The sequence below is a fragment of the Cellulosimicrobium sp. BMG9.22 genome (assembly GCF_059159975.1).
This window is the reverse complement of record NZ_JBZGBY010000003.1, coordinates 32,477-46,521: the sequence shown is the minus strand read 5'-3', so window position 1 is coordinate 46,521 and position 14,045 is coordinate 32,477. Positions and strand designations below refer to the sequence as shown.

The following is a 14,045-nucleotide window of genomic DNA, read 5'->3' as shown; positions in this document are numbered from 1 at the left end:
GTCCCGCCACGTGTCGGCATCCCGGCGCGGTCGGCGTCAGACGACGGCCCCCGGGCCCTGGTCGTCGTCGTCCCTGTGGTGCGGCATGCGCCAGAGGAGGATCGCGAGACCCGCGAGGAAGGCCCCGGCACCGACCTGCGCGACGACCACCGGGTACGGGCGCGCGAGCACGAGCACCACGAGCAGCAGGATCGGCACGCCCACGACGAGCGCCCACGCCATGGTCAGCAGGGGGTCGCGGCCGAGGACGAGCGGCGGGTCGGGCGGGACGAAATGGCTCTCCGCCTCCTCGAGCGCTTCGACGTCGGGCGTGGCGGGCCAGTCCCGCGGCCCCGTCGCCCGCACCCACGGCGCGACCGGCACGGACCCGAGCACGTCGCGCGGCCCGCGCTGCACGTCGGTCGGGCCCGACGACGGCTTCTCGCCCACGTCGTCGTCCTCGCCCGCCTGGCGTGCGGCGTCGAGGTCCGTCAGGTCGGAGAGCTCGGCGACGATGCCCGCCCACTGCGCGTCGACGTCGAGCGCGGGCTGGCGCGGCTCGTCGGTCGGCCGCTCGGCAGGGTCGCCCGCGTCGCCCTCGCCGACTGCGTCGCCTGCGTCGGAGGATTGCGACTGCCCTGCAGGACCGTCGTCGGGCGTGGGGTCGGGGGCGTCGTCGGGCTGGGGTGAGTCCGGCTGGGCATTCGGTGCGGCCATGCCATTCACTCTAGAGTCGGATGCACGTCCCGCGCCGGGACGCCGCGAGGAGGAACGTTGTTCTACTGGTTCATGAAGCAGGTGATGGTCGGGCCCCTGCTCCGGGTGCTCTACCGTCCCTGGACGCGGGGCGTGGAGAACGTGCCGGAGAACGGCGGTGCGATCCTCGCGGGGAACCACCTCGCCGTGATCGACTCGTTCATCCTGCCGCTCGTCCTCGGGCGCAAGGTCCAGTTCCTCGGCAAGTCCGACTACTTCACGGGGACGGGCGTCAAGGGCCGGCTCACCGCGGGCTTCATGCGCGGTGTCGGCACGATCCCCGTGGACCGCACGGGCGGGAAGGCGAGCGAGGCGGCCCTCGACACCGGGCTGCGCGTGCTGCGCGAGGGCGACCTGTTCGGGATCTACCCCGAGGGCACGCGCAGCCCCGACGGTCGCCTCTACCGCGGCAAGACCGGCGTCGCGCGGCTCGCGCTCGAGTCGGGGGCGCCCGTGATCCCCGTCGCGATGGTCGGGACGAACATCGCCCAGCCGATCGGCAAGGTCATCCCGACGCCCATGCGCATCGGGATCGTCATCGGCGAGCCCCTCGACTTCTCGCGCTACCGCGGCATGGAGAACGACCGCTTCATCCTGCGCGCCGTCACCGACGAGATCATGTACGCGATCATGCGGCTGTCGGGCCAGGAGTACGTCGACATCTACGCCGCGACGGCCAAGGCCCGCCTCGCCGCCGGCCACGCCGAGGGTGTCGCGCCCGCCGGCGGCGCGCCCGGCGGGCGGCCCGCTCCCGACGTCCAGGTGCCGGAACCGCCGCCGGAGCCGGGCGCCGCGTCAGTAGACTGAGCGACGGCCGGTCGCACGGTGTGGCCCACGCCCCTCACGGGGCCGGGGCCCGTTCCCGTCTCCACCACGCTGCCATCATCTGCCGGACCGCAGGCCGTCCGGCCCACGGATCCGTCCTACGAGAGGTTCTGAGTTCACATGTCGGTTCGTCGCGTCGCCCTCCTCACCGCGGGCGGCTTCGCCCCGTGCCTGTCCTCCGCCGTCGGAGGCCTCATCGAGCGGTACACGGAGCTCGACCCCGAGATCGAGATCATCGCCTACCAGTACGGCTACCACGGCCTGCTCACGGGCACGAAGATCGTCGTGGACGACGAGGGCCGCAAGCAGGCCGGCATCCTGCACCGCTTCGGCGGCTCGCCCATCGGCAACTCGCGCGTCAAGCTCACCAACGCGGCCGACTGCGTCAAGCGCGGCCTGGTCCAGGAGGGCGAAGACCCGCTGCAGGTCGCCGCGGAGCAGCTCAAGACCGACGGCGTCGACGTCCTGCACACCATCGGCGGCGACGACACGAACACGACCGCGGCCGACCTCGCCGCCTACCTGCACGACAACGGCTACGAGCTCACCGTCGTCGGTCTGCCCAAGACGATCGACAACGACGTGATCCCGATCCGCCAGTCGCTCGGGGCGTGGACCGCCGCCGAGGAGGCCGCGGGCTTCGCCGCGAACGTCATCGGCGAGCACCGCTCGGGCCCGCGCATGCTCATCGTGCACGAGGTCATGGGCCGCCACTGCGGCTGGCTCACGGCGGCGTCGGCGGCCGAGTACCGCAAGTGGCTCGACGCCCAGGAGTGGGCGCCGGCCCTCGGCCTGACGCGCGAGCGCTGGGACGTGCACGCCGTCTTCCTGCCCGAGCTCGCGCTCGACATCGACGCCGAGGCCGAGCGCCTCAAGGCGATCATGGACACCCAGGGCAACGTCAACATCTTCCTGTCCGAGGGCGCGGGCATGCACGAGATCGTCGCGCAGCTCGAGGCCGCGGGCGAGACCGTCCAGCGCGACCCGTTCGGCCACGTCAAGCTCGACACGGTCAACCCCGGCCAGTGGTTCGCCCAGCAGTTCGCCGAGAAGCTGGGCGCGGAGAAGGTGATGGTCCAGAAGTCCGGCTACTTCTCGCGCGCCGCCGCCGCGAACGCCGAGGACCTGCGCCTCATCAAGTCGATGACCGACCTCGCGGTCGAGTGCGCGCTGCGCGGCGAGTCCGGCGTCATCGGCCACGACGAGGAGCAGGGCGACCGCCTGCGCGCGATCGAGTTCCCGCGCATCGCGGGCGGCAAGGCCTTCGACGTGTCGCAGCAGTGGTTCGGCGACCTCCTCGAGGGCATCGGCCAGCCGCTCGTCGCCGCCGCGCCCGCGGCGCACTGACCCGGAGCGCGGGATGACCACCACGAGCGAGCCGGAGACCGACGCCGGCCTCGACCACTTCCGCTCCCTCGTCGCGCTCCAGCAGCCGACGTGGCCGGACGCCGCGGCGCTCGCGGGCGTCCGGGAGCGGCTCGCGGCCTCCGCGCCGCTCGTGGTGCCCGCGGCGGCCGACACGCTGCGCGCCCGCCTGGCCGCGGCCGGGCGGGGCGAGGCGTTCCTCCTGCAGGGCGGCGACTGCGCCGAGACGTTCGCCGAGGCGAACGCCGACCGGATCCGCAACAAGATCCGCACCATCCTGCAGATGGCCGTCATCCTCACGCACGGCGCGAGCATGCCCGTCGTGAAGATGGGCCGCATGGCCGGGCAGTACGCCAAGCCGCGCAGCTCCGACGCCGAGACCCGCGACGGCGTGACCCTGCCCGCCTACCGCGGCGACATGATCAACGGCCACGCGTTCACACCCGAGGCCCGCATCCCCGACCCGGAGCGCCTCGTCGAGGCGTACCGGATCTCGTCGGCGACCTGGAACGTCGTGCGCGCCTTCACGACGGGCGGGTTCGCCGACCTGCGGCAGGTCCACGAGTGGAACCGCGGCTTCATGCGCAACCCCGCGTACGCGCGGTACGAGCAGACCGCGTCCGAGATCGACCGGTCGATCCGGTTCATGGACGCGTGCGGCGCCGACTTCGACGCCCTGCGCACCGTCGAGTTCTTCGTCAGCCACGAGGCGCTCGTGCTCGACTACGAGCGCGCGCTCACCCGCCTCGACTCACGCACGGGTGACGCCTACGACACCTCGGCCCACTTCCTGTGGATCGGGGAGCGCACGCGCCAGCTCGACGGCGCGCACGTCGACTACCTGTCGCGCGTCGCCAACCCCATCGGCGTCAAGCTCGGCCCGACGACGTCCCCCGACGACGCGCTCGCCCTCGCCCGCCGGCTCAACCCCGACGACATTCCCGGGCGCCTGACCTTCATCACGCGCATGGGCGCCGCGAACGTCCGCGACGCCCTGCCGCCGATCGTCGAGGGCGTCGCGCGCGCCGGCGTGCCCGTCACGTGGGTCACCGACCCCATGCACGGGAACACGATCACGTCGGACAGCGGCTACAAGACGCGCCGCTTCGACGACGTGCTCGACGAGGTCCGCGGCTTCTTCGAGGTGCACCGCGCCGCGGGGACGGTCCCGGGCGGGCTGCACGTCGAGCTCACGGGCGACGACGTCACCGAGGTGCTCGGCGGCAGCGAGGAGATCGACGACGCGGGGCTCGCCCTGCGGTACGAGACGCTCGTCGATCCCCGGCTCAACCACCAGCAGTCGCTGGAGATGGCGTTCCAGGTCGCGGAGATGCTGCGCCGCTGACGCTCGGGTCGGTTGCGCGTGGTCGGGTCCGCGGGGTCGGGTCCGGTCGGGGCGGGCGGCCGCGCCGGGTCTACCATCCGCCGCTCGTTCCTCGCGGCTCCCGCCAGACCCGCCACGACCCGGCGCAGCCGCCCGCCCCGCCCTCACGCCGTCGTCTCGCCCTGGTCTCTCGGTCGCCGAGGTAGAGCCGTGGTCGGTCGAGGTAGAGGCGTGGTTGGCCGAGGTAGAGCCGTGGTCGTGCCGGCGTCGGCGGTCAGAAGACGTTGATGACGATCGTCGAGCCCTTGGGGGCCGTGCGACCGTCTCCGCCCGGGGGATCCTGGGCGTAGACGATGTTGAGCGGGCTGATGCCCTGCGGGTGGCGGACCTCGACCGTGAAGCCCGCGTCGGTCAGCGCCTTCTCGGCAGCCTTGACGTTCATCGAGTAGGTGTCGGGCACCTCGACGAGCGGGGGGCCGAGGGACGCGACGACGTTGACCGTGTCGGTGCGGACCACGTCGGTGCCCTGCTCCGGGTCCTGGCGGATCACGACACCCGCCGCGACCGTCTCGGAGTACTCCTCGGTGACGGCCGGGACGAGGCCCTGCTCCTCGAGGGCCGCGACCGCCGCGTCCTTCTCGGAACCGGTGACCTGCGGCACGACGACGGGCGCCGGTCCCGAGGAGACGGTGAGCACCAGCGGGACGTCGTGGCGGACGGTCGCGCCCTCGTCGATCGCGTTGCCGTCGGGGTCGGTGACGGCCATGACCTGGCCGGTCGGCACCTCGTCGTCGTTCCGGGTGACCGGCTCGCCGAGCGTGAGGTCTGCGCCCTCGATCGCGGCGGTCGCCTCGACCTGCGTCGCGCCGACCAGGCCGGTCGGCACGATGAGCATCCGCACGCCCTTCGACACGACGAGCTGCACGCTGCCGTCCTTGCGCACGGGCTCGCCCGACGGCGGGTCGGTCTCCACGACAGCGCCCGCCGCGACGTCGTCGTCGTAGCGCTCCTCGATCGTGTGGCCGAGGTCGGCGCCGTCGAGCACCGAGACGGCCTCGGTGCCGGACACCCCGACGAGGCCGTCGGGGACGGGCGTGTAGGCGCCCGGGCCGGAGGAGAACCACCACGCGGCTCCCGCGCCGGTGCCGCCGAGGACCAGCAGCACGACGAGCGTCCAGACGAGCGCGCGTCCCCGGCGGCTGCGAACGGGTGCCGCGGGCGGAGGCGGGGGAGGGCCGGTGAGGGTCGTCGGCGTGACGACGTGCCCGACGGCGAGCGGCTCCGTGAGGCCCGCGGCCTCGCGGTCCTGCAGGCTCAGCGCCGCGAGGGCGGCCGTCGGTGCCCACCCAGGGTCCGTCGTCGGGCGGGCGGCCTCAGCACGCACCGCTGCGGCTCCCGGGACGGCGCCGGTGCTCGGCCGGTCGACCCGACGGTCGAGGTCAGCCGGGTCCAGCGCCGCACGCACGGACCGGACGAGCGCGAGCGCGGCGCCGGCGTCGACCGGTCGGTCCGCCGGGTCGCGCGCGGCGAGCGCGCACAGCAGGTCGTCGACCTCGGGCGGGATCCACGGTGCGACGTCGGACGGCGGCGGGACGTCCGTGTTGACGTGCTGGAAGGCGACCTGGATCGGCGTCGTGCCCGTGTGCGGGACGGTGCCGAGCAGCATCTCGTAGGCCAGGATCCCGACGGCGTACACGTCCGTGCGGGCGTCGCACGCGCCGGTCGCGATGAGCTCGGGGGAGAGGTAGGCGACGGTCCCGAGGATTGTGCCGGTCGTCGTCGCGGTGACCTCGTTGACGGCGCGCGCGAGCCCGAAGTCGGTGACCTTGAGCCGGCCCTCGGTGTCGAGGAGGACGTTCTCCGGCTTGATGTCGCGGTGGACCAGCCCGGCCCGGTGCGCGGCGGCGAGGGCGTCGAGAACCTCCGCGAGCACGTCGAGAGTGCGGCCGAGGGTCAGCGGGGCGTCGTCGAGAAGCATCCGCCGCAGGTTGGTCCCGGCGACGTACTCCATCGTCAGGTAGCTCGTGTCGCCGTCGAGCCCCTGGTCGTAGACCGCGACGAGGCCCGGGTGGGTGAGGCGGGCCGCCGCGCGCGCCTCGCGCCGGAACCGCGAGACGAAGTCCGCTCCGGAAGCGCCCTCGGCCAGGTGCGCGTGCATGATCTTCAGGGCGACGTCGCGCTCGAGGCGGCGGTCCACCGCCAGGTACACGGTGGCCATGCCGCCGCGCGCGATGCGCGAGACGACCTCGTACCGCCCGTCGACCAGGCGGCCTACGAGGGGATCGGTCGTCACGGTGGCCACGGGGGAAGTCTAGGCGGCGAGGTGTTGTGAACCTGTGAGCGCGGCGGGCACGGCGTGGGTGTCGTGTGCAGGCACGCCGTAGGCTGGTCCGGTGACCGACCCTGACGTGCCCCCGGCAGCTCCCGACCGCACCGAGCTCGACGCCCTCGTGGGCGAGTGGCTGACCCTCCCCGACATCGCGGAGGCGCTCGGCACCGACGTCGGCAAGGTGCGCCGGATCGTCCAGGAGCGCCGCCTCGTCGGCGTGAAGCGCGGCGAGCGCACGACGTTCCAGGTGCCGGCCCGCTTCCTCGTCCCCTTCCACCTCATCGAGCCGGCCAACGCCGGTACTCCCGACGAGCGCGGGCGCCTCGGCGTCCTGGCGAGCCTGCAGGGCACCGTCGTCGTGCTCACCGACGCGGGCTTCGACGACGCGGAGATCATCGAGTGGCTCTTCCGCCCGGAGGAGGAGCTCGGGGAGGCCCCGATCGACGCACTCCTCGCGGGGCACAAGGCACGCGTGCGGCGCGTCGCCCAGTCGCTCTTCTGACCGACCCGGTCGTCAGGCCGTGCGCTCGACCGCCGCGCGCGCGAGCAGGGCGAGCATCGACGCGCCGGGCGCGACGAGACCGGCCGCGCCGAGCGCCGACGACGCGCGGGCGGTGAGCTCGTCGATGAGCCTCTCGACGGCGTCACGCGCCCCGGTGGCCACCAGTACGTCGCGCAGCTCCTCGACCGTACCGGCGTCGAGCCGCGGGTCGCCGAGGTGCGTGAGCAGCAGCTCGCGCTGCGCAGGGTCGGCGGCGGCGAGCGCGCGCACCACGAGGACCGTGCGCTTGCCCTCGCGCAGGTCGTCCCCAGCGGGCTTGCCGGTGACCGACGCGTCGCCGAAGACGCCGAGCACGTCGTCGCGCAGCTGGAACGCCTCGCCGACCGGGAGGCCGAACGCGCTCGTCGCCGCGACCGCGGCGTCGTCGACGCCGGCGAGAGCAGCACCGAGCGCGATCGGGTGCTCGACGCTGTAGCGCGCCGACTTGGACCGGATCACCGCCCGCGCCCTCTCCTCGTCCGCTGCCGGGTCCGTGCCCCACGGCAGCACCTGGGCGTGCACGTCGAGGTACTGACCCACGGTGACCTCGGTCTGCATGCGCCCGAAGACGCTGCGTGCTCTGGTCGCCACACCGGCGGGGACGGCGTCGAGCGCTTCGCCGAGCTCGCGGTGGCTCCCGATGAGGGCGAGGTCGCCGAGCAGGATCGCCGCGTTCTCGCCGTACCGATCGCCGTCGCCCGACCAGCCCAGCTCGCGGTGCCGACGGGCGAACGCCCGGTGTGCCGTCGGGCGCCCGCGGCGCGTGTCCGAGGAGTCCATGACGTCGTCGTGGAAGAGCGCGGCGGCCTGGAACAGCTCGAGCGCCGCACCCGCCCGCAGCACGACGTCGCGGTGCGGGCTCGCGGGGTCGCCTCCGTGCGCGCGCCACGACCAGTAGCAGAACGCCGCGCGCAGCCGCTTGCCGCCCGCGAGGAGCTCCTCCGTGGCGACCGCCAGCGGCTCGCCGTCGGGGTGGGTCGTGGCGAGCTCGGCGCGCAGCGCGTCCGTCGCGGCGCGGAGCGCGTCGTCGACGCCGGCGCGCACGTCCTCGCGGTCGACGAGCGCGCGCGGCCCGTCGTCGGAACCCGTCGTCGGGCGGTCCGGGCGGGCAGAGGACGGGAACCGGGTCGGCACAGGGGCAGCCTATGCGCTCAGGCGCCGACGACCTGTCCGCTGATCGTGACGAGCCGCTCCGTCTCGTCGTCGAAGACGCCGACGGCGACGGACTCGGTCGGTGCCTCGGGCGCCGTCGTGCGGACGAACGTGGTGAGGGACGTGAGCGCGCTCGGGACGCTCGTCGGGGAGACGCCGAAGCCTGCCGCCCCCAGCGCCTCCGTGTAGTACGCGGTCAGCGCCTCCACCGGCTCGTCCGAACGCAGGTTGAGCGTGATGAGGACGAGCGCGCCGTCCTCCGACGGGCGGGCCGAGCTCGCGAGGACCTGAGCGCCGGTCGGGATCGTGACGAGCCCGGCCGGGAACCCTTCCGCGAGGTCCCCGACGGCCGACGCCGCGTCGTACTCGGGCAGCGGTGTGCCGGGCGCGGGATCGCCCCCGCCGCCCGGAACGTCCTGCGGCGTGTCCCGGGCGGCCGGCGCGTCTCTCGTCCCGTCCGGCGTGCACGCCGCCGACGACCCGACGAGCAGCGCGACGACGGCGAGGGCGACGCCCGCGCGGCACGCGCGTGCTCGACGGGTTCGTGGGGGCACGCGCACACGGTAGTCATCCCGGCGCGCCGTGGCCACCAGCTCTCGAGAACCGTGCGGGCACCACACTTCGCGGCAGACCACAGCCCCGCGGGCCCCTCCCGGGCGACCCGCCCCGTCCACAGGCATCGGACCGCGTCCGCACGCGCGAGGACCGAGCCGGGCTGGGATGAGGGCATGACCACACTGATCCGGGCCCAGGGCCCGCGCGAGCTCCTCGCCTACGTCCCCTACCGTCTCGGCTACCGACCGCAAGACAGCATCGTCCTCGTCGGCCTGCGGCCCCCGCGTGGCCGCATCGGCCTCGTGGTCCGCGTCGACGTCGACGACCTGGCCGACCTGGACCACGGGCCCCAGGTTGCGCGGTCCGTCGTCGGGCACCTCGCCGCCGACGGCGCGCGGCGCGTCGTCCTCGTGGTGTACACCGACGCACCGCTGCGCTCTCCGGTCGCGGGCACGGAGGTCGCGCGCGAGCGAGCAGCCGTCGAGCACTGCCGCGAGGCGGTCGAGGCGGTCCACGGTCCCGTCGACACGTGGGTCGTGTCGTCGTCGGGCTGGGCGGCGCTCGACTGCGCGGAGGAGGACTGCTGCCCCTCCGACGGCCGACCGCTCAGCGACCTCGAGTCGAGCGAGGTGGGCGCGCACATGGTCCTCGCGGGCACCGCCCTCGCCGACTCGCGGGAAGAGGCGCTGCGGATCCCGCGCGCGAGCCCCGAGGCTCGCCGTCGGGCGGCTCGTGCGGCGCGGCGCGCCCGTGAGCGGGCGCTCGCAGTCGGCACGGTGCCGGCACACGGTGGTGCACGGCCCGACGACGTCGCGTGGCGACTGGAGAGCCTCGCCGCCTGGCGCGAGGCGGTCGCCCTGGTCGCAAGGCGCGAACCCGAGGTCCCGCCGACGCACGTGCCGGCGCTGCCCGCGAGCACGATCGGGCGCATCGAAGCAGGGCTGGAGAGCATCGCGGTGCGTGACGCGGTGCTCGTCTCGTTCGTCCCCGGGACCGCGGACCTCGCCGACCGGACGGTACGCGGCGGGGACGTCGACGCCGGGACGGGCGCCGCGATCGCGGCGATCGTGGATCCCGCCGTGGGTGTGGTCCCCGACCCCACCTTGACGGACCCGGCGCGCACGGTCCTCGAGGCGGTGGTCGCGCACGCCGCTCGCGGTCGCGCCACCCCCGCGCTCACGCTGCTCGCGCTCCTGGCGTGGTGGCAGGGCGACGGTGGGCGGGCCGGCGAGCGACTCACGGAGGCGCTCGCCCAGGACCCGGGCTACCGCCTCGCGCTGCTGCTGTCGAGCGCGCTCGACGCGGGCGTGCCGCCGGGCTGGATCCGCGCGGACGTGTGAGCCGGGCGGCCGGGGTTCCGGTAGGTTCGACGGCAACACGACGTGCGGCCACGGCCTGCCGCGGCCGACCGCACCACGAGCCGTACCCGGAGGACACATGACCGTCGTCGTCGCGCACCTGAGCACCCCCGAGGGCCGCGAGGCGCTGGACAGCGCCGCAGCGGTGGCGGCACGACGCGGGGCCGATCTCGTCGTCGTCGTGGGGGAGGTCCCGGGCGCGGCCCCGGAGCTGGTCGCGCACCGCGAGGACGACCTGCGCCGTGTCGAGGCGTTGCTCGAGGGCACCGGTGCGACGCTGCGCCGCGAGACCGGCACGTCCGACCTGGCCGAGGACCTCGTCACCGCCGCCGAGCGGGCGTCTGCCGAGCTGATCGTCATCGGCCTGCGTCGTCGCAGCCCGGTCGGCAAGCTCATCCTCGGCTCGAACGCGCAGCGGATCCTGCTCGACGCGCCGTGCCCGGTGCTCGCCGTCAAGCCCGAGCGGCCCGCGGGTAGCTGAGCGACGTCGTCGTGCAGGTCGGCGGCGCGGCCGCGGCCAGGTGAGGCGCGGACGGCCGCGCGGGGGAATCTTCGCGGGGGACCGTCCGTTGTACGACGCAGGATCCGGTGCCGAGCGCCGAGAGACGCGGTGAACCATCGCCCCACGGTGGGGTGAAGGTGAGATCACCGGGTGTCGCGACGTCCGGTGCGCGGATCGCCGGTACAATATAGATGTCCGCCAGAGCCGCACGACTCGCCGTGAGGGTCCACGAGAAGCCCGCACCTCACGGTTCGTGTCCCCGCTCCGGCGGCCCTACCGCCCCCCATGATTGCCGAAAGGTCGGTTTGTGGCGCCCTCATCCCAGATTCCCGCACTCCCGCGAGAGTTCGAGCACCCCGCACTGCAGGACCTCCTGCGCCGTGGCAGCGCGAACGGTCGCGTCGACGCCGAGAGCTTCCGCACCGCGTGCGAGCAGGCGGCGGTCAACGACGCCAAGCGGCTGAAGGCGGTGTTCCGCGCGCTCGCGGGGGCTGGTGTCGAGGTCGACATCCCGACCGCGACGAAGGTCGCCGCCGCGGCCTCCGGGCGCAGCACGGCGACAGCGCGTGCGAGCCAGCCGAAGCCCGCCACGAAGACACCTGCGAAGCGCACCACGACGGCGAAGCCCGCCGCCGACGGCGCCGAGACGACCGAGGCCGACGCGCCGGCGCGCACCCCCGCGAAGCGCGCCTCGACGAGCACGAAGGCCGCGCCCAAGGGCAAGGCGACCCCGGCCCGCGCGAAGAAGGCTGCAGGCGACGGCGAGGCCGAGGTCGACGTCGAGGACCTCGCGATCGAGGTCACCGTCGACGAGGAGACCTCGTCTGCAGCGACCGCCGGCAAGGCCGGGGCTCCCGCGGCAGCCACCGAGGAGGCCGAGGAGACCGGCTTCGTCGTGTCGGACGCCGACGAGGACGACGCGCCGGTGCAGCAGGTCGTCACCGCGGGTGCGACCGCGGACCCGGTGAAGGACTACCTCAAGCAGATCGGCAAGGTCGCGCTGCTGAACGCGGAGCAGGAGGTCGAGCTCGCGAAGCGGATCGAGGCCGGTCTGTTCGCGGAGGAGAAGCTCGCGGCCGAGGGAGAGGACATCGACCGCAAGTTCAAGCGTGAGCTGCAGTGGATCGCGCACGACGGCAAGCGCGCGAAGAACCACCTGCTCGAGGCGAACCTGCGTCTGGTGGTGTCGCTGGCGAAGCGGTACACGGGCCGCGGGATGCTGTTCCTGGACCTGATCCAGGAGGGGAACCTGGGTCTGATCCGTGCGGTCGAGAAGTTCGACTACACCAAGGGCTACAAGTTCTCGACGTACGCGACGTGGTGGATCCGCCAGGCGATCACCCGCGCGATGGCGGACCAGGCGCGCACGATCCGCATCCCGGTGCACATGGTCGAGGTCATCAACAAGCTCGCCCGCGTGCAGCGCCAGATGCTGCAGGACCTGGGCCGTGAGCCCACCCCGGAGGAGCTCGCCAAGGAGCTCGACATGACCCCGGAGAAGGTCGTCGAGGTCCAGAAGTACGGCCGCGAGCCCATCTCGCTGCACACGCCCCTGGGCGAGGACGGCGACTCCGAGTTCGGTGACCTCATCGAGGACTCCGAGGCGATCGTCCCGGCCGACGCCGTGAGCTTCACGCTCCTGCAGGAGCAGCTCCACCAGGTGCTCGACACGCTGAGCGAGCGCGAGGCGGGCGTCGTGTCGATGCGGTTCGGCCTGTCCGACGGGCAGCCGAAGACGCTCGACGAGATCGGCAAGGTCTACGGCGTGACGCGCGAGCGCATCCGTCAGATCGAGTCGAAGACGATGTCGAAGCTGCGACACCCGTCGCGGTCGCAGGTCCTGCGCGACTACCTGGACTGACGGCTCGCACTGAACGACCCCGGACGCCCGGCACCCCTTCGTGGGGTGCCGGGCGTCCTGTCGTTCTCCAGGCGACATCGGTGAGTATTGACTTACCGTTAGTGGAGACTTACTGTGGTGTGGTCGGCGACGACGCCGACCTGACGACGGAGGCGACCACCATGGGCACGACGCTGCCGGGCGCGACGCCGCTGCCCGCCGACAACCGCACCGTCGCCGTGCCGGCGGACCGCGACGGCGATGCGGTAGGACCGTGGACGTGACCTCCTCGTGCGAGGACGACGTGCTGCGGGCGCTCGCCGAACCCCGGCGGCGCGAGATCCTGCGCCTGGTCGCCTCCGACGAGCTCGCCGTGGGCGAGCTCGCGAGCAGCTTCGAGGTGACGCGCAGCGCCGTCAGCCAGCACCTGCGGGTGCTGGAGGACGCGGGGCTCGTGACGCACCGCAGCGTCGGGACGCGCAACCTCTACCGGGCCCGGTCGGAAGGACTGGCCGGCCTCAGGCAGTACCTGGAGGACATGTGGGCGGCGTCGCTCGACGTCGCCGCCCGGCTCGCCGAGCAGGAGGCGGGCCGCACGGGATCGGGGGAGGACGAGGATGGACGAGCGGCGGCCTGAGCCGGGAGACCGGGTGCTCGAGCTCCGACGACCGCCGGTGCGCCGGTCGGTCGTGGTGCACGCGGCCCAGGAGCACACGTTCGCGGTCTTCGTGCGTGAGATCGGGACGTGGTGGCCCGTCGTGCCGTTCTCCGTGGGCGGCGACGCCGTGCGCTCCGTGGCTGTGGAGGAGCGGGTCGGGGGCCGGGTCGTCGAGACGTGGGACGACGGCTCCACGCGATCGTGGGGCGAGCTCGCGGCCTGGGACCCGCCGCACGGCTTCACCATGACGTGGCTGCTGACGCCGGTGACGACGGAGGTCGAGCTGGCGTTCGCGTCGCTCGCACCGTCGTTGACGCGGGTCTCGGTCGAGCATCGCGGATGGGAGGCGCTCGACGACGAGCAGCTCGCGGCGGCGTGCGCGCTGCCTGACGGCGGGGGGTTCGCGGGAGGCGCCTTCGACCGGGGGTGGGAGCACATCCTGGGCCGGCTCGTCGTGCGTGCCGAGCGCGCGGGCAGGAGGTGACGCCATGAGCTCGCGATGGGTCGTCCTCTACGACTCGGCGCCCGACGTCGTCGCCCGATCAGTGCCGCACATGGACGCGCACTCGGCCCACATCGACGCGGTGGTCGCGCGAGGCGAGCTCCTCGCCGTCGGGACGTTCGAGGACCCGCAGGCGAACGGGGCCATGAGCATCCTCACGAGCCGTGAGGCCGCCGAGGCGTATGCCGAGGGCGACCCGTTCGTGGTCCACGGGCTGGTCACCTACCGGATCCTCGAGTGGGAGGACCTCCTGGACGAGGAGGATGCCGGCTGACGGCGCGTCCGGTCATCGCGGGCCGACGCGACGTGGCGAGGCCGGACATGACGAGGCCCGGGCCGCACCGCGACCCGGGCCTCGA

General features: G+C 73.7%; 15 protein-coding genes. 11 read left to right on the top strand and 4 right to left on the bottom strand.

Translation table 11 applies throughout. The features are described 5' to 3' along the window. Positions 1 to 36: 36 nt before the first annotated feature. Complete coding sequence (locus tag AC4H2H_RS03330) at positions 37 to 696, bottom strand: hypothetical protein (RefSeq protein WP_494369401.1); 660 nt, start codon at positions 694 to 696, stop codon at positions 37 to 39. A 57-nt stretch (positions 697 to 753) separates the two neighbouring features. On the opposite strand from AC4H2H_RS03330, the gene AC4H2H_RS03325 reads away from it, so the two are divergent. From AC4H2H_RS03325 to AC4H2H_RS03315, 3 genes are all read left to right on the top strand, one after another. Beyond that, complete coding sequence (locus AC4H2H_RS03325; protein ID WP_494369400.1) at positions 754 to 1,542, top strand: lysophospholipid acyltransferase family protein; 789 nt, start codon at positions 754 to 756, stop codon at positions 1,540 to 1,542. A 138-nt stretch (positions 1,543 to 1,680) separates the two neighbouring features. After that, positions 1,681 to 2,907, top strand: a complete 1,227-nt coding sequence (locus AC4H2H_RS03320) for a pyrophosphate--fructose-6-phosphate 1-phosphotransferase (protein ID WP_494369399.1) — start codon at positions 1,681 to 1,683, stop codon at positions 2,905 to 2,907. Between the two features lie 13 nt (positions 2,908 to 2,920). Continuing rightward, positions 2,921 to 4,270 carry a class II 3-deoxy-7-phosphoheptulonate synthase gene (locus AC4H2H_RS03315; RefSeq protein WP_494369398.1) on the top strand — a complete coding sequence of 450 codons (1,350 nt, stop codon included), beginning with the start codon at positions 2,921 to 2,923 and terminating at the stop codon, positions 4,268 to 4,270. Between the two features lie 253 nt (positions 4,271 to 4,523). Here the strand turns inward: AC4H2H_RS03315 and pknB are convergent, their stop codons facing one another. Further along, positions 4,524 to 6,551: a Stk1 family PASTA domain-containing Ser/Thr kinase gene (pknB, locus tag AC4H2H_RS03310; protein ID WP_494369397.1), complete on the bottom strand. Its 2,028-nt coding sequence runs from the start codon at positions 6,549 to 6,551 to the stop codon at positions 4,524 to 4,526. Between the two features lie 91 nt (positions 6,552 to 6,642). Between pknB and AC4H2H_RS03305 the strand changes: the two genes are divergently transcribed. Then, positions 6,643 to 7,080, top strand: coding sequence for an Rv2175c family DNA-binding protein (locus AC4H2H_RS03305; protein WP_494369396.1), 438 nt, complete (start codon positions 6,643 to 6,645; stop codon positions 7,078 to 7,080). Positions 7,081 to 7,092: 12 nt separating this feature from the next. Here AC4H2H_RS03305 and AC4H2H_RS03300 read toward each other — a convergent pair whose 3' ends face one another. Both AC4H2H_RS03300 and AC4H2H_RS03295 read right to left on the bottom strand, forming a co-directional pair. Then, a complete protein-coding gene (locus AC4H2H_RS03300) occupies positions 7,093 to 8,253 on the bottom strand; it encodes a polyprenyl synthetase family protein (RefSeq protein ID WP_494369395.1) in 1,161 nt (386 codons plus the stop codon). Positions 8,254 to 8,270: 17 nt separating this feature from the next. After that, a complete protein-coding gene (locus AC4H2H_RS03295; protein WP_494369394.1) occupies positions 8,271 to 8,825 on the bottom strand; it encodes a hypothetical protein in 555 nt (184 codons plus the stop codon). A 174-nt stretch (positions 8,826 to 8,999) separates the two neighbouring features. On the opposite strand from AC4H2H_RS03295, the gene AC4H2H_RS03290 reads away from it, so the two are divergent. The 7 genes from AC4H2H_RS03290 (at position 9,000) to AC4H2H_RS03260 (ending at position 13,960) form a co-directional block, all read left to right on the top strand. Then, entirely contained in the window at positions 9,000 to 10,166 is a 1,167-nt protein-coding gene (locus AC4H2H_RS03290) for a DUF4192 domain-containing protein (protein ID WP_494369393.1), read from the top strand. 97 nt (positions 10,167 to 10,263) lie between these two features. Then, the gene (locus AC4H2H_RS03285) at positions 10,264 to 10,665 is read left to right on the top strand and encodes a universal stress protein (RefSeq protein WP_494369392.1); all 402 of its coding nucleotides are present in this window, start codon (positions 10,264 to 10,266) and stop codon (positions 10,663 to 10,665) included. Positions 10,666 to 10,993: 328 nt separating this feature from the next. Further along, positions 10,994 to 12,547: an RNA polymerase sigma factor gene (locus tag AC4H2H_RS03280; protein WP_494369391.1), complete on the top strand. Its 1,554-nt coding sequence runs from the start codon at positions 10,994 to 10,996 to the stop codon at positions 12,545 to 12,547. A gap of 119 nt (positions 12,548 to 12,666) precedes the next feature. Further along, positions 12,667 to 12,810: a hypothetical protein gene (locus AC4H2H_RS03275; protein WP_494369390.1), complete on the top strand. Its 144-nt coding sequence runs from the start codon at positions 12,667 to 12,669 to the stop codon at positions 12,808 to 12,810. Further along, positions 12,807 to 13,163, top strand: coding sequence for an ArsR/SmtB family transcription factor (locus tag AC4H2H_RS03270; protein ID WP_494369389.1), 357 nt, complete (start codon positions 12,807 to 12,809; stop codon positions 13,161 to 13,163). Before AC4H2H_RS03275 ends, AC4H2H_RS03270 begins: the two co-directional genes overlap by 4 nt. Next, a complete protein-coding gene (locus tag AC4H2H_RS03265; RefSeq protein ID WP_494369388.1) occupies positions 13,144 to 13,668 on the top strand; it encodes an SRPBCC domain-containing protein in 525 nt (174 codons plus the stop codon). Before AC4H2H_RS03270 ends, AC4H2H_RS03265 begins: the two co-directional genes overlap by 20 nt. Before the next feature lie 4 nt (positions 13,669 to 13,672). Further along, positions 13,673 to 13,960: a YciI family protein gene (locus tag AC4H2H_RS03260; RefSeq protein WP_494369387.1), complete on the top strand. Its 288-nt coding sequence runs from the start codon at positions 13,673 to 13,675 to the stop codon at positions 13,958 to 13,960. The last annotated feature ends 85 nt before the right edge of the window (positions 13,961 to 14,045 follow it).